The organism is Tardiphaga sp., assembly GCF_041424195.1.
GTDB lineage: Bacteria > Pseudomonadota > Alphaproteobacteria > Rhizobiales > Xanthobacteraceae > Tardiphaga.
On the sequence record NZ_JBGMOE010000228.1, the window covers coordinates 1 to 16,808 of the forward strand.

Genomic DNA, 16,808 nt, shown 5'->3' on the forward strand with positions numbered 1-16,808 from the left:
GGTGCATCGGGCACCCGGCGTTCCGCACGCCCTCTCGCCAGGGGGCGGGAATGCAAGCGACGACGGCGCCCCCGCGCCGCCAACAACAGGGGCGATGACGCATGTCTGAAGGGCAAGCGTCTGAAGCGCAGTGGCTGTTTGACAGTTGAATCCGATGAGGCCGTAGCGTCAGGCCGTAGGATGGGGTGAGCGTCTTCGCGAAACCCATCAATCAAACAAGCTCAGAAAGCGATGGGTTTCGCTTCGCTCTACCCATCGTACATTCTGCATTTCGGCGGTCGACTAATTCAGCACGCGCTTCCCGTCCGGCCCGTCCAGCGAGAACAGCGGCACGTCGATCTCGAACGGCTCGCCGGTATCGGTCACCATCTGATAGGTGCCTTCCATGAAGCCGGACGCCGTCGGCAGCGGTACGCCCGACGTGTATTCGAAGCGCTCGCCGGGGCCGAGCACGGGCTGTTCGCCGACCACGCCTTCGCCGCGCACTTCCTGCATGCGGCCGGACGCATCGGTGATGATCCAGTGGCGGGTCTTCAGCTGCACGGTCTCTTGACCGGCATTGGTGATGACGACCGTATAGGACCAGAAGAACTGTCGTTTTTCCTGCGACGAGCGTTCCGGCATGAAATTCGGTTCGACGGTGACTTCAATCTGTCGTGTGATGGCGCGGTACATGGCGGTGTCATCGTCCAAAATGTGTTGCAAGCATAGCGAAAAACACATCGCCGGCCAAATCCGGGGAATTTAGGCGGGGAGTTGGGCGCCAAACGGCGGCGGCCCATCGCGGTTTCAACATAGTTCCCGCATAATCGATCCGTGATTTGGTTATGACGTGACGGATCGCCCCATGCAAATTGCCTGCAGACTATGGGACGGTCGATTTTTCCATGATGCGATGCCTTCCGTTGAACGGTGCTGAATGACCTCTGTTGCCGATCCGATCGCTGGCCAGCCGCACGCAGATGCGCCTTCGCACGTGTCCGCGGCGCGCGCCTCCACGCGTACGGACGCCGCGTCGTTTCCCGTTGCCGGCACCGAGCGCGAATTGCGTCTCGACCTGTTTCGCGGACTGGCCCTGTGGCTGATCTTCATCGATCACCTGCCGCCGAATATCCTGACCTGGCTCACGATCCGTAATTATGGCTTCAGCGACGCCACCGAGATCTTCATCTTCATCTCCGGGTACACTGCTGCCTTCGTCTATGGCCGCGCGATGCTGGAGCAGGGCACGCTGGTGGCCAGCGCGCGCATCTTCAAGCGGGTCTGGCAGATCTATGTCGCCCACGTCTTCCTGTTCACGATCTTCCTCGCGGAAATCTCCTATGTGGCAACGCGCTTCGAGAACCCGCTTTATTCCGAGGAAATGGGAATCCTCGATTTTCTCAAACAGCCCGATGTGACCATCGTCCAGGCGCTGCTGCTGAAATTTCGCCCGGTGAACATGGACGTGTTGCCGCTCTATATCGTTCTCATGCTGTTCCTGCCGCTGATCCTCTGGCTGATGCAGCGCCGCGCCGATCTCACGCTGGCGCTGTCGGTCGGTCTCTATGTGCTGACCTGGGAATTCGACCTGCATCTGACGGCCTATCCGAATGGCGTCTGGGCCTTCAACCCGTTCGCGTGGCAATTGCTGTTCGTGTTCGGCGCCTGGTGCGCGCTGGGCGGCGCCAGACGGATGTCGCGCATTCTGTCCTCGAACATCACGCTGTGGCTCTGCGTGGCCTATCTGCTGGCGGCGTTCTGGGTGACGCTGACCTGGTACATTCCGCAGATTCACCATCTGCTGCCGAAGATCATCGAGCAGTGGATGTATCCGATCAACAAGACCGATCTCGATGTGCTGCGCTTCGCCCACTTCCTGGCGCTGGCGGCGCTCACCGTCCGGTTCCTGCCGAAAGACTGGCCGGGGCTGAAATCGATCTGGCTGCGGCCGATGGTGCTGTGCGGCCAGCACTCCCTCGAAATCTTCTGTATCGGGGTATTCCTGGCCTTTGCCGGTCATTTCGTGCTGGCTGAGGTCGCCGGCGGAGCCGGCATGCACGCCCTGATCAGCTTTCTCGGCATTGTTGTCATGTCAACTGCCGCATGGGTATTTTCGTGGTACAAGGGTGTCGCTGTCAAAAGCGGGTCCCGCGCCAAACGATCTGACGCGGATCTCGCAGGAGGGGAAGCATGAAGGCCGTTCTTCGGCTCACGATGCTGGCTTGCCTGCTGGTGGCGGTTCCTGTCCGGGCCGAACCGCCTGCGCAGACCTGTGAGGTTCCGGCTTATCTCCTGACATCCGAAAGCCCGCTGCCCAAGGTCGAGGCTGCGGCCATACCGGGCGGAAAGCTCGATATTCTGGTCATTGGCAGCCGATCCTCGGTAATCGGGGTCTCCGACCAGTCCGCGGCCTATCCGAGCCGGCTACAGACCTATCTCAAGGAGAAGTTGCCGGGCGTCGAGGTGAACGTGGCGCTGGAGCTGCAGGTCAAGAAGACCGCTGAAGAAATGGTCCCGACCCTGGACCAGCTGGTGGCGGACAAGAAGCCGAGCCTGGTGATCTGGCAGACCGGAACCGTGGATGCCATGAGACAGGCCGACGCCGAGGACTTCCGGAACGCCCTGGATGAGGGCGTTGCAGCTATGCAAAAGGCGGGAACTGACGTCATTTTAATGAATCTGCAGTACAGTCCGCGGACGGAGACGATGATTTCGGGCTCCGCCTACCTAGATAATATGCGTGTGGTGGCGCAGCAGCACGACGTCCCGCTGTTCGACCGTTTCGCCATTATGCGGCACTGGAATGAGAGCGGTGATTTCGACCTGTTCAGTCCCTCGCCCGGCATGGATCTGGCCAAGCGGGTGCATGATTGTCTTGGCCGGGCGCTTTCGACCTTTGTCGTCGATGCGGCCAAGATCAAAGCCGCGGATTTGAGGATTCAGCGTTAATGAGTTTCGTTGGTTATTTGTCTCGCCTTGCCGTCGTCGCTGCCTGTGTTGCCTCTACGACCTTCGCACTCCCCCTCTCGTCGTCCGTCGCTCGCGCGGATACGGCGCAGGCAGCGCCATTTGATGGCAAGACCGCCGAACAGACCGCCGTTGCGACCGATCCCGCAGATGCCGCAAAGAAGGGCGTCGCTGCGAAGGCTATCGACAAGGTCAAGGAAGTCGCGAAGTCCGCCACTGATATTCTGAGCCGCGTGCCGTGCCGCGCGCCGAAGGGCGGTATGAAGGCGATGGGCGCATTGCCGCATGTCGCCAGCAAGCTCGCCGCCGGCAAGCCGGTCGTCATCGTTGCCTTCGGCTCATCCTCCACTCAGGGCTGGGGATCGACCGCGCCCGAGTTCACCTATCCGAACCGTCTCGCTGCGCAGCTCCATCGTGCCTATCCCGGTGCCGACATTGCTGTGCTCAATCGTGGCAAGGGCGGTGAGGATGCGCCGGAAATGATGGCGCGGCTGCAGAACGAAGTGATCAATGCCAAGCCGGATCTCGTGATCTGGCAGGTCGGTACCAATGCCGTGCTGCGCAATCTCGATCCGGCCGAGACCGGCAAGATGATCGAGGACGGCGTCGGCCGGATTCAGGCCGCGGGCTCCGACGTGGTGCTGGTCGATCCGCAATATTCGCCAGCGACGACATCCAAGCCGGAAGGCACCGGCAAGATGTTATCGCTGATGCACAAGGTCGCCGAGTTGCGCAAAGTTGGAATCTTTCCGCGCTTTGAAGTGATGAAGGAATGGCACGAGAGCCAGCAGATGGCGTTCGACAGTTTCGTTATTTCCGACGGCCTGCACATGAACGACTGGGGCTATGCGTGCTTCGCGCAACTGCTGGGCGATAACATCATCAAGTCGGTCGGTCAGGTGAAGCTCGGCATCAACGAGCCGCAGATACAGCAGGCGCAGAAGCCGCTGTAATACTGCGGCCGACATTTCGCCGGCCGCAGCTTTCAATACTGGTCGATCAAGCCTTGGCCAGCGCCGCTTCGAGATCCTCGATCAGATCGTCGCGATGCTCGAGCCCGGCCGAAAAGCGTACGAAGCCTTCGGTGATCCCCAGTTCGAGACGCGCCTCCAGCGGCAGACGCTGATGCGTCGTCGTCGCCGGATGCGTCACCAGGCTCTTGGCATCGCCGAGATTGTTGGAGATGCGCGCGACCTTGAGTTCGTTGAGGAAGCGGAACGCGCCGGCCTTGCCGCCCTTCACTTCGAAGCCGATCAGCGTTGAGCCCGCACGCATCTGCTTCTTCACCGTCGCCGCTTGCGGATGATCCTCGCGGCCCGGATAGATCAGCCGCGAAATCTTCGGATGCTGCGCCAGCACGTCGGCAATCGCCGCCGCAGTCTGCGTCTGCCGCTCGACGCGGATCGCCAGCGTCTCCAGTCCCTTCACCAGTGTCCACGCATTGAACGGCGAGATCGAGGGGCCGGTCTGGCGCAGATAGTTGTGAATGTGCTCGTCGATAAAGTCCTTCGACGACAGGATGATGCCGCCGAGGCAGCGTCCCTGACCATCGATATGCTTGGTCGCCGAATACACCACGACATCTGCACCGAGCGCCAGCGGGCTCTGCCAGAGCGGGGTCGCGAACACGTTGTCGACGATCAGTCGCGCGCCGCCCGTATGGGCGATCTTGGCGATGGCCGATATGTCGAGCACGTCGAGCGTCGGATTGGTCGGGCTCTCCAGGAAGAGCGACTTGGTGTTCGGCCGCATCGCCTTCTGCCACTGGTCGAGGTCGAGGCCGTCGACCAGGGTGAATTCGATGCCATAACGCGGCAACAGTTCCTCGATGACGTAGCGACACGATCCGAACAGCGCCTTGGCGGCGACGACGTGATCACCCTTGCGCAGCGGCGCCAGGATGGCGGTGGTCACGGCGGCCATGCCGGTGGCGGTGGCGCGCGCGGCCTCCGCACCTTCGAGATCGATCATGCGGTTCTCGAACATCGATGTGTTCGGGTTCGAGAAGCGCGAATAGATGAAGCCGGGGTCTTCGCCCTTGAACCGCGCCTCGCAGGCCTCAGCGGTCTCGTAGATGAAGCCCTGCGTCAGGAAGAGGGCTTCGGAGGTTTCGTTATATTGCGAGCGCAGTGCACTGGAATGAACGAGGCGGGTTTCGGGGCGATAGGACTTCTCAGACATGTGACCTCCAACGTACCCGCGTGACACGGGCACAAAAAAACCGGCCTGGACGGACGTCCTCAGGCCGGGATCGCATGCTGGAAGGACATGTGTCCCCGGCCTGTTTAGCGACTTATTTTACGTGGCTGCAAGCCGGCCGGCTCAAATCACCACGGGATAACGATGTGCATATTCCCGCTTGCCCTTTTCGTCAAGGCGGGGCTGAGATAACCGGTAAAGTCGCGATTTTTCAGTGTATTCTCGCTGAAAGACGACCGAAGGACGAGACCAGTGCCGTTTACGCTTGCCCCCGATGCCGATGGAATTCTGCCCGACCGCATGATTGCGGCGATGGCCGATGCCGGCCTGATCCTGCCGGAATATCCCTTCGTCGAGAGCCAGATTCAGCCCGCCAGCCTCGATCTGCGGCTCGGCTCCGTCGCCTATCGCGTGCGCGCAAGCTTCCTGCCGGGACCGAATTCGACGGTCGCCGAGCGCATTGATGAGCTGAAGCTGCACGAGATCGACCTGTCGGATGGCGCGGTGCTGGAAACCAACTGCGTCTACATCGTCCCGTTGATCGAAAGCCTGGCGCTGCCGGCGAATATCTTCGCCGCCGCCAATCCGAAGAGCTCCACGGGGCGCCTCGACGTGTTCACCCGCGTCATCGCCGATGGCACGCGCCGCTTCGACGTCATCGGCGCCGGTTATCACGGCCCGCTCTATGCCGAGATCAGCCCAAAGACATTTCCGGTCCTGCTGCGCGAAGGCTCGCGTCTGTCGCAGGTTCGCTTCCGCGTCGGCGATGCGGTGCTCGATACCGAAGCGCTGGAAGAACTCCACGCGCAGGAGCCGCTGGTCGACAGCGAGACGGCCGACCTCAACAACGGCCTCGCGCTCTCGGTTGATCTCTCAGGCGAAAACGCCTCCGGCTTCGTCGGCTACCGCGCCAAGCGTCATACCGGTGTGGTCGATATCGATCGCCGCGGTGGCTACAGCGTCGATGAATTCTGGGAGCCGATCTCGGCGCGCAAGGATGGCACGCTGATCCTCGATCCCGGCGAGTTCTACATTCTCGCCTCCAAGGAAGCGGTGCAGGTACCACCGGATTACGCCGCGGAAATGGTGCCGTTCGATCCGCTGGTCGGCGAATTCCGCGTGCATTATGCCGGCTTTTTCGATCCGGGCTTCGGCCATGACGGCGCCGGCGGCAAGGGCTCGCGCGCCGTGCTCGAAGTGCGCTCGCGCGAAGTGCCGTTCATTCTCGAACACGGCCAGATCGTCGGCCGTCTCGTCTATGAGCGCATGCTGGACCGGCCGGACTCGCTCTACGGCCAGCGCATCGGCTCGAACTATCAGGGCCAGAGCCTGAAGCTCTCGAAGCACTTCAAGGTCTGATCGCTCGCCGCCTGAGCAGGCAAGAAAAAGGCCCGCATCGCTGCGGGCCTAAGTTTTTTCTGGAGACTAAGTAGACGATAGATCGTCAGGCTTACTGAACGAAGCCTGCGCCGAAGTTGCCCAGGTTGAAGCGGTAGTTCAGACCAGCCTTGATCGTGTGCTCGTCGTTCTTGAAGCCGCCGACAGCGAGAGCTGGCGTGAGGAAGGTGACGTTGCCGAAGTCGTAATACTGATATTCGACCTTGCCCGACCAATTCTGGGTGAACAGGTATTCGAGACCGCCACCGACAGTGTAGCCATCGCGACCGCCGTTGCCGCCGAAGCCATTGGTGAAGCGCGAGTCAGCCCAGGCGTAACCGCCCTTGGCGTACAGCAGGGCCGGACCCCAGGTGTAGCCGAGACGGCCGGTGACCGAACCGAGGCCACGATTGTCGAAGTTGCTGTTGGTGTCCTTGAAGCTGTAATTGGCTTCCAGACCGAATACCCAGTTCGGCGCGAACTGGTAGTCGTAACCACCCTGCACACCGCCCATGAACGTGCCGTCGCGGTTGCCGATCAGCGCGTTGTCTTCACCCGGGAACGCGCCGCCGACGTGACCACCGATGTAGAAACCGGTCCAGTTGTAGATCGGAGCAACCGGAGCATAGGCCGGGGCCTTGGTGTAGGGACGCGCAGCCAGGTCAGCAGCGGATGCCGGAGCAGCCAATGCGACGAGAGCGAGAGCTGCGGTGGAGAGTAGAATCTTCTTCATTACGTGTTCCTTCTCAATCCCAACGGGGATGACGAAGGTAACCTAGACTATTGCGCGGTGATTGCTGTCACACGCATGCAACAGCGCCTCAAACGAAAAAGGCAAATTCGGAGGCGATGTCGTGCTTATGACACAGCATTGCCTTTTTTGTTTTTGGAACCTTTCTGCATCGACATTTTCGTGTGCACAAAGATAATGAACGCAATTTTCATAAATTGATGTCAGCCGCGAAAACGCAACGCCGCAACCAGCGCTGTGAGGCCTTCGCGATAGGTCGGGAACGCGAGCTTCACGCCGAGCTCGCGTTTCAGCCGTGCATTCGAGATGCGGTTATTGCTGGCATAGAAGCTGCGGGCCATCGGGCTCATCTCGGCTGTTGCGAAGTCCTGCTCGGGCGGCGGCGCGATACCCATCAGTGCGGCGGCATAGGTGACGACGTCCTGCGGCGGCGCAGGCTCGTCGTCGCAGAGATTGAAGATGCCGGTCTGCGGATGTTTGAATGCTATCGCGATTGCCGTCGCGATGTCGTCCACATGAATGCGGTTGAACACCTGGCCCGGCTTGACGATGCGATGGGCCTTGCCGGCCTTGAGATTTTCCAGCGCATTGCGGCCGGGGCCGTAGATGCCGGCGATGCGCAGGATCGTGGTGCGATGGCCGGCAGCGGCAAGCCAGGCGTCTTCGGCATCGATCCGCGCCTTGCGCCGGCCTTCGCCGGCGACCGGGGCAGTCTCGTCGATCCAGGCACCCTGATGATCGCCGTAAACCCCGACACTGGAGAGATAGATGATGCGCTGGATGCCGCTGGCGGCGATCTGCGAGCCGAACGCTTGCAGCACGGGATCGCCATCCGCGCCGGGCGGGATCGAGACGAGCAGTGCATCGGCATTTGCGAGACGATCGGCAATGGTCGGATCGGTGACCTCCGGGTTAAAGACGAGCGTCTCTACATTGCGGGCTGGCGCCAAGGCAGCCGTCTTTCCGGTTGCGCGGACCGTGCCGGCAAGCGCGGTGAACTGATCGCCATGGCTAGCGATGAACCGGTTTGCGCTGTAGCCGAGCCCGAATACGAAAAGACGCACGTTCATTCCATTTCTGCATGGATCGGGCGCAAAGCCCCTTCGAATGGCATCATTCGGGGCGCAGCGCGCGCCGGTCAAGTGCGCGACTTCGTCATCTTTTGTGCTAGTGCTTTCTGTGAGACCGGGACAATACCGGCAGATTTGGGAAGGACGAAGCGATGGCGACCACGCTGGCAGCAGACACATATGCGCCGCGCTACATCAAATTGAATGCGCGCGACAATGTCGCCATCATCGTCAATGATTTCGGCCTGCCCGCGGGCACCATGATGACCGGTGGTCTGCAACTGCGCCATTTCGTGCCGCAGGGCCACAAGGTGGCACTGGAAGATATCTCCAGGGACGCGCCGATCATCCGTTACGGTGAAATCATTGGTTATGCCGTGGATGCGATTTCCGCCGGCGAGTGGGTCGAGGAGGCGCGCATCCACATGCCGGATGCGCCGGATCTCGACAACCTCGAGATCGCCAATGCGGTTCCGGCACCGCAGCCGCCGCTGAACGATTACACATTCGAAGGTTTTCGCAATCGCGACGGCTCCGTCGGCGTGAAAAACATTCTCGCCATCAGCACGTCGGTGCAATGCGTCGCCGGCACACTCGAATTCGCGCTCAAGAAGATCAAGGCCGAGCTGCTGCCGCGCTATCCCAATGTCGATGACGTTGTGGCTGTCACGCACGGCTACGGGTGTGGTGTCGCCATCAATGCGCCCGATGCCTATATCCCGATCCGCACATTGCAGAATATCGCGCGCAATCCGAATTTCGGCGGCGAGGTGATGGTGGTCGGCCTCGGCTGTGAGAAGCTTGCGCCGGAGCGCTTGCTGCCGAAGGAGGATCCCGCCAGCATGATGCGCCTGCAGGATGAGGGCAATCAGAGCTTTGGCGACATGGTGGATACCATTACCACCATGGCCGAGGCGCGGCTGAAGATTCTCAATCAGCGCAAGCGCGAAACCTGTCCGGCCTCCGATCTCGTGATCGGACTGCAATGCGGCGGCAGCGACGCGTTTTCCGGCGTGACCGCCAATCCGGCGCTCGGCTTCGCCAGCGATCTGCTGGTACGCGCCGGCGCAACGGTAATGTTCTCCGAAGTCACCGAAGTGCGTGATGCCATCGAGCTGTTGACCCGCCGTGCCGTCAACGAGGATGTCGGCCGCGCGCTGATCCGCGAGATGGACTGGTACGATTCATATCTGGCGCGGGGCGGCGCCGATCGCAGCGCCAATACAACGCCCGGCAACAAGAAGGGCGGTCTTGCCAATATCGTCGAGAAGTCATTGGGCTCGATCGTCAAGTCAGGCTCAAGTGCGATCACCGGCGTCATCGGCCCCGGCGAACGCGCAGCGACCAAGGGACTGCTGTTCGCGGCAACACCGGCGAGCGATTTCGTCTGCGGCACGCTGCAGCTCGCCGCCGGCATGCAGATGCAGATCTTCACTACGGGCCGTGGCACGCCCTACGGGCTGGCACAGGCGCCGGTGATCAAGGTCTCGACGCGCACCGAACTCGCAAAACGCTGGTCCGATCTGATCGATTTCGACGCCGGCCGCATTGCGTCAGGCGAGATGACCATCGAGGAAGCCGGCTGGGAGCTGTTCCAGCTGATCCTCGATGTCGCCAGCGGCCGCAAGCAGGTCTGGGCCGATAAATGGGGCCTGCACAACGATCTCGTGCTGTTCAACCCTGCGCCGGTGACGTGAGATTTGGTTCGCGTAGAGTGAACGTCGTTGTAGTTGCAACTCCGTCATGCCCGGCCATGACGGAGTTCTATTTGGCTTGCACCAGAACGATGAGACAGACGGAAAGCAGGAATTTCTGGCGCATGGAATGTCCTTGTGATTGACGGAATTCAATGCGGTCAATGCAGGAACGTTCGACCGCCCTGCACGAATTTCATGTGAAGCCGGAGTGATGCGCGGCTATGGTCCTTCCCAACAATCAGGGAAGAAACGATGACCAGACCAAGCACGGGCGACGAAACCACCTGGACGCGCTGGCGCAGCGTCGCCGATCTCTATCACGCCTATTTCACCGGCTTGATCCTGACAACGGTCACGCGCCGTGGCACCGCAGACGCCGCGGAGTTCATGTTTCGCATCTTCCGCCGGCAGCAGCAGGAGCGCTTTCTCCCCGGCCTCGAGAAACTCGGCCTGTCGGGCCTGCCGCCTGCGGTCGCAGCGGCCCAGTATCACTATCTCTCGAACTGGATCGGCGGCGTGTCGGTCGAGTACATGTATGAGAGTGATCGCAAGGCCTGGATCCGCTATCCGCCGCCGCGCTGGATCTGGCGCGGCACCGCGATCTGCGGCGTGCCCGGCGAGGTCTCCCGCGCGATGCTGCGTGGCTGGCACGCCAATAACGGCGTTTCGCTTGGCAATCCGCGCATGGGCTTCGTCTGCACCAAGCAGAGCGTCGACGGCCAGGACGGGCTCGAAGGCTATTACTGCGAATATGACCACGACCTCGATATCGATCAGCGGCTGGTGTTCGCGCGGCACCTTGAAGCGCCGCTGTTCGATCCCGCCAGGGCGCCCGCGCTGCCGGTGGATAGCTGGCCGAAGGCGCGGCTCGAAAAGGCCTATCGCAATTACGCCATGGAATATGTGCGGACCGCAGCGCCCGTGGCGGTTCAACTGTTCGGTCCGGTCGATGCCGGTTATCTGCTGCATCTCACCGGCAAGCTGATCGGCATGCAGTATTTCGACGAGGTCTCCGCGGGCTTTGGCCCGCAGCGTGGCGACGCCAGGGTCTTCGCAGAATTTCTGAGCGCTTTGTTCGCGGCGCAGGATGATGTCGTGGAGATCGGCGCATCCGAAGGCGGGTTCGAAATCCGGCAGCGGAGCTGGAAGCTGATGGACGGCCTTGCCGACAACAATGCGGCCTGCGCGAAGGCATTGCAGGGGCTGGTTGAGGGCCTGGCGGCGGGCTGCGGCCGCAATATACCCGTCACGATGACGCCGGGGGCTGGCGGTGCGCTGCCGTTCATCTGGTCGATCGGCTAACGTCGACGCTCGCTGATACTGCAGTGCAAATCGAGCATCCCCCATGCGTGCGCCGCGCATGGCATTGTCCGTGATCGGTGCTAGGAACAGGGTTGTCCGGCAGGCAAGACCGGAAGCTCAGGGAGAATGCATGTCCGACGCCGTCGTCGCCGAACCCCGATTGGTCGATGCCGACAAGCAGCCGCTCCCGAGCCTGAAGGCACCCGCCAGGAATCCCCTGCTGGATCATCCCATTCTGCCGACCATCCTGCGGCTGGCTTGGCCCAATGTCGTTGCACTGACAGCCGGCACAGTCGTCGTCATTGCGGAGACCTCCTATATCGGCCGGCTCGGCACCGAAGCTCTCGCGGCGATGGCGCTGGTGTTTCCCTTCGTGATGCTGACCATGACCATGTCCGGCGGCGCCATGGGCGGTGGTGTGTCCTCGGCGATCGCGCGGGCGCTCGGTGCGGGCGACCGCGAGCGGGCCTCGACACTGGCCGGGCATGCACTGCTGATCGGCATCTGCCTCGGACTGGTCTTCACCGTTGGCATGCTGACATTCGGCCCGACATTGCTGGAAACCCTGGGCGGTCGCGGCAGCGTGCTGTCGCAGGCGGTCGGCTACATCACCATATTCTTTGCCGGCGGCGTGATCCCGTGGCTGATGAACACCTTCGCGGCGATCCTGCGCGGTACCGGCAATATGAAGCTGCCGTCGGCGATCACGCTGAACTCGGCCGTGTTGCAGATTATCCTCGGCGGCACTCTCGGTCTCGGACTGGGTCCCTTCCCGCAATTTGGCATGGCCGGCGTTGCGGCCGGCTCGCTGATCGCCTTCAGTGTCGGTGCCGCGATCATGGGCTGGTACGTCTTCTCCGGCCGCGCGCGGGTGCGGCCGACGCTCAACGGTTTCAAGATTCAGCGCGGCATGTTCTTCGACATTCTGAAAGTGGGCGCGATTGCCTGCTTCTCTCCGCTGCAGGGCGTGCTGACGCTGACGATCTTCACCCATATGCTGGCGCGATTCGGCACCGAGGTACTGGCCGGTTACGGTGTCGGCGCGCGTCTCGAATTCATGCTGACGACGCTGGCCTTCGCCGTTGGCGTCGCCTCGGTTCCTATTGTCGGCATGGCGATCGGCGCCGGCCGCGTTGCACGGGCCCGGCGCGTGATGTGGACGGGAAGCCTGATCTCGTTCAGTGTCGTCGGTCTGCTCGGTACGCTGATTGCGTTTTTCCCGGATGCCTGGGTCAACCTGTTCACCAATGACGTGGGCGTCCGGCTGGCCAGCCAGCAATATCTCGCCACCTGTGCGCCGATGTATGCCTTTCTCGGTCTGGCGACGGTCACCTACTTCTCGTCGCAAGGTGCGGCGAAAGTGATCGGCCCGGTGCTGGCGCAAACCGCGCGGCTGGTCTTCGTTAGCGTCGGCGGCTGGTATCTGCTGTCGATCGATGCGTCGGCCATGAGCTTCTTCTGGCTGGCGGCGGCATCCATGGTGTTGCTGGGCTTGTTGTCGGCGCTGAGCGTACTGCTGACGTCATGGGCACCGAAAGCGGGACCCGTGCCGGAGATCCGGCCGGAGCTCGTCTGAGCAGCCACTCGCCGACGCGCTGCGGTGAATTCCACATCGCGCCGCCGCGTCGTGCCGTTGTCACGCCGCCGCTTTCCCGAACTGCTCCTGCATCGCTGCGAAGCCTAGATCCATCTGACTGCTCATATAAGGCGCGATCTCGTCCGGCAGCACGTCGGCCGTCCAGACGAACCGGCAGCGCGCCGGGCCCTCGGCAAACACCTGCGCGGATGCGCTATGCTGGCTGATGCGTTCGCTGACGATGGCATAGACGAGGCGCCGTCGGTCGTGATCGCAGGTCACCAGTCTTTCGCGGGCGACGCTGCCGTTGGCGAAGGTCACGATACGGGCGTCGCCGTCGAGTTTGGTGTCGGTGACGAAGCCCGGTACCAGTCGCGTGGGCAGCGCGCCGAAATCGGCCAGCGCCGACCAGACCTCGTCGGCCGGTGCGTCGAGGAAAATCTCTTTGTGAATTGAAGCCATGATATTCGTCCCGGTTGATCAGGACCGCAGGCTACTCAATGCACGGCCAGCCGTTCTTGGAAAATCTTGCGGTCGCCGCGCGAGGCCTGCCGAAATGCGCGGGGCGAGACGCCCGCGGCGCGGTGGAAGCTGCGGACGAAATTCGAGAGGTCGCCGAAGCCGACATCGAATGCGATGTCGGTGATGGCGCGGTCGTTCTCGGCCAGCAGGTTTGCGGCCCGCCGCAGTCGCGCGCGCACCAGATACTGGTGCGGCGTCACGCCCAGCACGTTCCTGAACAGCCGCAGGAAATGAAACGGGCTCAGTCCGGCCTGACGGGCGGCGGCATCGAGGTCGATCTCGTCGCTCGCATGCGCATCGATCCACAGCGCGGTCTCGACCGCGCGCCGTCGGTCCCGTGCGTTACCGCTCACTTGCTTGCGCGGTTTGCCCGCGACGACATCGACGAAACGTGCGGCAAAGGCATAACCGATCTCATCAAGCCCGAGGTCGCCATGCGCCCCGGCGCTGGCCTGCGCGAGTTCGCCAAGCACCATCAGTTCGGGGCGTGGTGCGATGGCGCCCTGCTGCCAGATGGCCCGGGCATCACCGATGGTCTCGACCAGTTCGGGCGCGAAGGCGAAGGACAGGCATTCGTCGCCGCAGCCATGATGCTCGTGGTGGCAGATATATTCGTCGCCGGGGTGCCCGATCAGCAGCGCGCCGGCGATCAGTTCGTGCGATTGCCCGCGGCAGCGGCAGCCGAAACTGCCCTTGCGGACATAGGAGATCGAATGGCTGGCGTGCTGTTCGGAAAACGGCTGGTCGCCCGGACCCGCCGTACAGCGATAGTCCGTGACGGTGATCCCGTTGCCCTGGAACAGCGTCGTCGCCTGCATCAGCCCAATTTAGCCCTGCGGACGCGGTGGGGCAACGGGCAGCAGGGCGTCGAACAGGGTGGTCGTCCGGCCGGCCAGCGCGCCCTCGATCGAGAGCAACCGCGATTTGGTGACGATGCCGCCATTGCCGGCAAAGCCGCTGGTCTGACCCGCAACGGCCAGTGCACGGTGGCATGGTACGAGGATCGCAAACGGATTGCGCGCGATGGCCTGGCCGACTGAATAGACTGCGCCGCTGGCACCGAGCTCTGCTGCGATCTCGGCAAAGGTGCGGGTTTCGCCGCGCGGGATCGTCCGGATCGCCTCATAGACGCGGCAATTGAATAGCGGCAGGCCGTCCATATCCACGGCGACGTCGAGGAGGTCGATGGCTTGGCCGCGCAGCAGCGCAACGATGCCCTCGATGGCGCAGTCGACATCAGCTGGTGGCCGCAACTCCCGGGCATCGGGAAATTGGTGCAGCAGGCGGCGCCGGGTCTCGATCTCGCGCGCTTCCGGCAACTGCACGCCGACAATACCGGCATCGCCCCATGCGATACCGCATCGGCCCACTGTCGTGTCGAAGGTTGTGTATCCGTGCCCTGCCATCCCGCCGGCGATGTTAACACCGGAGGTCAGGCCGTCATCTGGAATCTGCCGCGCCGTTGCATCTGGGCGGCCGCCTCAGCGCGTGCAGCGCGACGAAACTGTAGCCGGCTGCCATCAAGCCGCTTGGCGGATCGCCCGGTCTCGGCTAGATCAGAGGCACGCGACGATGCGGGCGTAGTTCAATGGTAGAACGGCAGCTTCCCAAGCTGCATACGAGGGTTCGATTCCCTCCGCCCGCTCCAACCTTTTAACGACATAATATCATAGTCTTGCTGGATACTGGCTGGATGGATTGGTCGCTCCGGCGAATTTTCCGTACAACGTCTGTACAAACCTAAAGCCAAATCCTTTGCAGATGCGACGCTATGGCATGGCAAGCGATGCATCGGGCGCTTGCAGAACCGTCTGCCGCAGCAGGTCGGCGCTTTCCGACAGCATCGATCGATGCAAGCCGGTCTCGGCTAGTTGGGCGACGCGCTTGGCAGGCAGGAACCGTTTCATCTCGTCGAGGAAGGCCTTTTCAGTCGCTCCAGTCGCGAGGTCGGCGAGGCGTTGCCCCGCCTTCGCTTCCAGGTCTGATGTGCCATAGTCGGCGAACTTCTTGCTGACGGTCTCGCGGTCGGCAACCGCATCGAGCTTCTTCTGCAGAAACCAGACGTCCCACACATCGCGGAATTTCAGCACATCGCGCGCCGTGAGCGCGACGGCCTTGTCTGCAAGGATTTCGTTCTCGGATTCGACCGAGAGGATGACATCCTGGATCTGAACGAGGCCGGGCGTCGCACGCACGGACATTGGCTTGGTGTCGTAGGCGGGTACGTTCGCGAATTCGATCTTGATGCGCGACTTCGGCGCCCGCGGCGTCGCTTCTATCGGCACGATGATCTGCCAGGCGGCCACGGTCACGGGGACCTGCTTCACCAGATCGGGATGCGGCGGCTTTGCGAGCGAAAGCTGATCCGGCGCGATCCCGAAATCGCGGCTGAGCGTCTTCTTCGCCGTTTCCAGTGCGGTCTCTATGAGCTCCTTGAACTCGACGTCGGTGAAGTAGGATCCGGCCTTGCCACAGACGAAGTCCAGATCCTCGCTGTACCGGTCTCCGCCGTAGCAGAGGCGAAGCGCGGTCCCGCCCTGGAATACGGCGTGCCGAAGGATGCCGGCGTCCGACATCGCTGAAAGAAGATGGAGGTGGATCGCCTCCTTGATCAGGTTCTGGTCCATTTCGGCGTCGATGCCCTGGCGGCGCGCGAATGCCTCGATGGAGCTTTTAAGGCTGGTTGCTTTGGTCATGCATGTCCTCCTCCCTGATGACTTCCGCCAGCGTAGCGGGGTCGATGAGACCCAGGTTCCTCCCCACTCTCCGGAGATCGCGGGCGGCTCTGGTGGTCGTTGCTTCCAACGTTCCATCGTCGGCCACGTATACGTCTCGCTCCGCATCGATCTCCCGCTCGGTATGCGTGAACTCGACGAAGCCCCAGGGCGTCCGGAAGGTGCCCGGAGACCCCGTAGTCATGCAAGTGAGCGCCGTCGCGACCTGCGAGATCACGCCGGCTTCCGACAGCTTCGTTTCCAGGCTGACGTAGCTAACCTCCCTCGGGCGGAAAAAGCGGATGAGGCCGCGGCGTACGTCCCGGGGCATCGATCGGGCTAGTGGATTGACGTAGATACCCTTGGATGCGCGCATCAGAACCCTCTGATCAGCCAATCGCTTCATCATCAACTTAAGATAGTTGGGATCGACTCCGCCCAATAGCATGTCGAAAGACGGGCAAGTGAAAGCCCACAACGATCGCTGATCGGCATCGAGCAAGCGGGATGACACTTCGGCGCGTTTCATAAATGGCATACTAGTTATCAAAAATGATAACTGCAATGCCATTTGGCGCAGATTTGAGCTTTTTGACGTGCATCTAGCTAGTTAGCACAACTGCGAATTGCGCGACGCCCGCTGCAGCGACT

16 protein-coding genes, 1 tRNA gene and 1 riboswitch are annotated in these 16,808 nt (G+C 62.0%); of the genes, 8 read left to right on the forward strand and 9 right to left on the reverse strand.

Features of this window, described 5'->3' with window-relative positions:
* Window positions 1–282: 282 nt before the first annotated feature.
* Window positions 283–675: a Co2+/Mg2+ efflux protein ApaG gene (gene apaG / locus ACEK02_RS31610; RefSeq protein ID WP_371425593.1), complete on the reverse strand. Its 393-nt coding sequence runs from the start codon at window positions 673–675 to the stop codon at window positions 283–285.
* 244 nt (window positions 676–919) lie between these two features.
* Here apaG and ACEK02_RS31615 point away from each other — a divergent pair, with 244 nt between their 5' ends.
* The 3 genes from ACEK02_RS31615 to ACEK02_RS31625 are packed head-to-tail and all read left to right on the forward strand — an operon-like array spanning window position 920 to window position 3,902.
* On the forward strand, window positions 920–2,176 hold the full coding sequence (locus tag ACEK02_RS31615; RefSeq protein ID WP_371425595.1) for an OpgC domain-containing protein: 1,257 nt from the start codon (window positions 920–922) through the stop codon (window positions 2,174–2,176).
* Window positions 2,173–2,931 (forward strand): SGNH/GDSL hydrolase family protein, encoded by a 759-nt coding sequence (locus tag ACEK02_RS31620; protein ID WP_371425597.1) that lies wholly within the window; start codon window positions 2,173–2,175, stop codon window positions 2,929–2,931. The genes ACEK02_RS31615 and ACEK02_RS31620 overlap by 4 nt, the downstream gene beginning before the upstream one ends.
* On the forward strand, window positions 2,931–3,902 hold the full coding sequence (locus ACEK02_RS31625; protein ID WP_371425599.1) for an SGNH/GDSL hydrolase family protein: 972 nt from the start codon (window positions 2,931–2,933) through the stop codon (window positions 3,900–3,902). Before ACEK02_RS31620 ends, ACEK02_RS31625 begins: the two co-directional genes overlap by 1 nt.
* A gap of 46 nt (window positions 3,903–3,948) precedes the next feature.
* Here ACEK02_RS31625 and ACEK02_RS31630 read toward each other — a convergent pair whose 3' ends face one another.
* Window positions 3,949–5,130, reverse strand: a complete 1,182-nt coding sequence (locus ACEK02_RS31630) for an O-succinylhomoserine sulfhydrylase (RefSeq protein WP_371425601.1) — start codon at window positions 5,128–5,130, stop codon at window positions 3,949–3,951.
* Between the two features lie 83 nt (window positions 5,131–5,213).
* Window positions 5,214–5,293: riboswitch (SAM riboswitch) on the reverse strand.
* Window positions 5,294–5,400: 107 nt separating this feature from the next.
* On the opposite strand from ACEK02_RS31630, the gene ACEK02_RS31635 reads away from it, so the two are divergent.
* A complete protein-coding gene (locus tag ACEK02_RS31635) occupies window positions 5,401–6,507 on the forward strand; it encodes a 2'-deoxycytidine 5'-triphosphate deaminase (protein ID WP_371425603.1) in 1,107 nt (368 codons plus the stop codon).
* Window positions 6,508–6,598: 91 nt separating this feature from the next.
* Here ACEK02_RS31635 and ACEK02_RS31640 read toward each other — a convergent pair whose 3' ends face one another.
* Together ACEK02_RS31640 and ACEK02_RS31645 are read right to left on the reverse strand one after the other, a co-directional pair.
* The gene (locus tag ACEK02_RS31640) at window positions 6,599–7,258 is read right to left on the reverse strand and encodes an outer membrane protein (RefSeq protein ID WP_371425605.1); all 660 of its coding nucleotides are present in this window, start codon (window positions 7,256–7,258) and stop codon (window positions 6,599–6,601) included.
* A 221-nt stretch (window positions 7,259–7,479) separates the two neighbouring features.
* The gene (locus tag ACEK02_RS31645; protein ID WP_371425905.1) at window positions 7,480–8,340 is read right to left on the reverse strand and encodes an SDR family oxidoreductase; all 861 of its coding nucleotides are present in this window, start codon (window positions 8,338–8,340) and stop codon (window positions 7,480–7,482) included.
* Window positions 8,341–8,498: 158 nt separating this feature from the next.
* On the opposite strand from ACEK02_RS31645, the gene garD reads away from it, so the two are divergent.
* The 3 genes from garD (at window position 8,499) to ACEK02_RS31660 (ending at window position 12,921) form a co-directional block, all read left to right on the forward strand.
* A complete protein-coding gene (garD, locus tag ACEK02_RS31650; protein ID WP_371425607.1) occupies window positions 8,499–10,043 on the forward strand; it encodes a galactarate dehydratase in 1,545 nt (514 codons plus the stop codon).
* A gap of 252 nt (window positions 10,044–10,295) precedes the next feature.
* The gene (locus ACEK02_RS31655; protein ID WP_371425609.1) at window positions 10,296–11,345 is read left to right on the forward strand and encodes a hypothetical protein; all 1,050 of its coding nucleotides are present in this window, start codon (window positions 10,296–10,298) and stop codon (window positions 11,343–11,345) included.
* A 130-nt stretch (window positions 11,346–11,475) separates the two neighbouring features.
* A complete protein-coding gene (locus ACEK02_RS31660) occupies window positions 11,476–12,921 on the forward strand; it encodes an MATE family efflux transporter (RefSeq protein WP_371425611.1) in 1,446 nt (481 codons plus the stop codon).
* A gap of 60 nt (window positions 12,922–12,981) precedes the next feature.
* On the opposite strand, the gene ACEK02_RS31665 is transcribed toward ACEK02_RS31660, so the two are convergent.
* Genes ACEK02_RS31665 through ACEK02_RS31675 form a run of 3 tightly spaced genes read right to left on the reverse strand, consistent with a single transcriptional unit; the run spans window position 12,982 to window position 14,849 of the window.
* Complete coding sequence (locus ACEK02_RS31665) at window positions 12,982–13,383, reverse strand: SRPBCC family protein (RefSeq protein WP_371425613.1); 402 nt, start codon at window positions 13,381–13,383, stop codon at window positions 12,982–12,984.
* Between the two features lie 35 nt (window positions 13,384–13,418).
* Complete coding sequence (locus ACEK02_RS31670; RefSeq protein WP_371425615.1) at window positions 13,419–14,261, reverse strand: helix-turn-helix domain-containing protein; 843 nt, start codon at window positions 14,259–14,261, stop codon at window positions 13,419–13,421.
* A 9-nt stretch (window positions 14,262–14,270) separates the two neighbouring features.
* Complete coding sequence (locus ACEK02_RS31675; protein WP_371425617.1) at window positions 14,271–14,849, reverse strand: methylated-DNA--[protein]-cysteine S-methyltransferase; 579 nt, start codon at window positions 14,847–14,849, stop codon at window positions 14,271–14,273.
* A 168-nt stretch (window positions 14,850–15,017) separates the two neighbouring features.
* On the opposite strand from ACEK02_RS31675, the gene ACEK02_RS31680 reads away from it, so the two are divergent.
* A tRNA-Gly gene (locus tag ACEK02_RS31680) sits at window positions 15,018–15,091 on the forward strand.
* 121 nt (window positions 15,092–15,212) lie between these two features.
* Here ACEK02_RS31680 and ACEK02_RS31685 read toward each other — a convergent pair.
* Window positions 15,213–16,139, reverse strand: a complete 927-nt coding sequence (locus tag ACEK02_RS31685) for a nucleotidyl transferase AbiEii/AbiGii toxin family protein (RefSeq protein ID WP_371425619.1) — start codon at window positions 16,137–16,139, stop codon at window positions 15,213–15,215.
* Window positions 16,117–16,695 (reverse strand): type IV toxin-antitoxin system AbiEi family antitoxin, encoded by a 579-nt coding sequence (gene abiEi, locus ACEK02_RS31690; protein ID WP_371425621.1) that lies wholly within the window; start codon window positions 16,693–16,695, stop codon window positions 16,117–16,119. Before abiEi ends, ACEK02_RS31685 begins: the two co-directional genes overlap by 23 nt.
* Window positions 16,696–16,808 lie beyond the last annotated feature (113 nt).

Excerpts from the sequence above, each read along its gene's own strand:
- ACEK02_RS31620 (WP_371425597.1), top strand. The coding sequence starts at position 2,173 with ATGAAGGCCGTTCTTCGGCTCACGATGCTGGCTTGCCTGCTGGTGGCG.
- apaG (WP_371425593.1), bottom strand. The coding sequence starts at position 675 with ATGTACCGCGCCATCACACGACAGATTGAAGTCACCGTCGAACCGAAT.
- garD (WP_371425607.1), top strand. The coding sequence starts at position 8,499 with ATGGCGACCACGCTGGCAGCAGACACATATGCGCCGCGCTACATCAAA.
- ACEK02_RS31640 (WP_371425605.1), bottom strand. The coding sequence starts at position 7,258 with ATGAAGAAGATTCTACTCTCCACCGCAGCTCTCGCTCTCGTCGCATTG.
- abiEi (WP_371425621.1), bottom strand. The coding sequence starts at position 16,695 with ATGCCATTTATGAAACGCGCCGAAGTGTCATCCCGCTTGCTCGATGCC.
- ACEK02_RS31670 (WP_371425615.1), bottom strand. The coding sequence starts at position 14,261 with ATGCAGGCGACGACGCTGTTCCAGGGCAACGGGATCACCGTCACGGAC.
- ACEK02_RS31625 (WP_371425599.1), top strand. The coding sequence starts at position 2,931 with ATGAGTTTCGTTGGTTATTTGTCTCGCCTTGCCGTCGTCGCTGCCTGT.
- ACEK02_RS31655 (WP_371425609.1), top strand. The coding sequence starts at position 10,296 with ATGACCAGACCAAGCACGGGCGACGAAACCACCTGGACGCGCTGGCGC.
- ACEK02_RS31675 (WP_371425617.1), bottom strand. The coding sequence starts at position 14,849 with ATGGCAGGGCACGGATACACAACCTTCGACACGACAGTGGGCCGATGC.
- ACEK02_RS31685 (WP_371425619.1), bottom strand. The coding sequence starts at position 16,139 with ATGACCAAAGCAACCAGCCTTAAAAGCTCCATCGAGGCATTCGCGCGC.
- ACEK02_RS31665 (WP_371425613.1), bottom strand. The coding sequence starts at position 13,383 with ATGGCTTCAATTCACAAAGAGATTTTCCTCGACGCACCGGCCGACGAG.
- ACEK02_RS31630 (WP_371425601.1), bottom strand. The coding sequence starts at position 5,130 with ATGTCTGAGAAGTCCTATCGCCCCGAAACCCGCCTCGTTCATTCCAGT.
- ACEK02_RS31615 (WP_371425595.1), top strand. The coding sequence starts at position 920 with ATGACCTCTGTTGCCGATCCGATCGCTGGCCAGCCGCACGCAGATGCG.
- ACEK02_RS31660 (WP_371425611.1), top strand. The coding sequence starts at position 11,476 with ATGTCCGACGCCGTCGTCGCCGAACCCCGATTGGTCGATGCCGACAAG.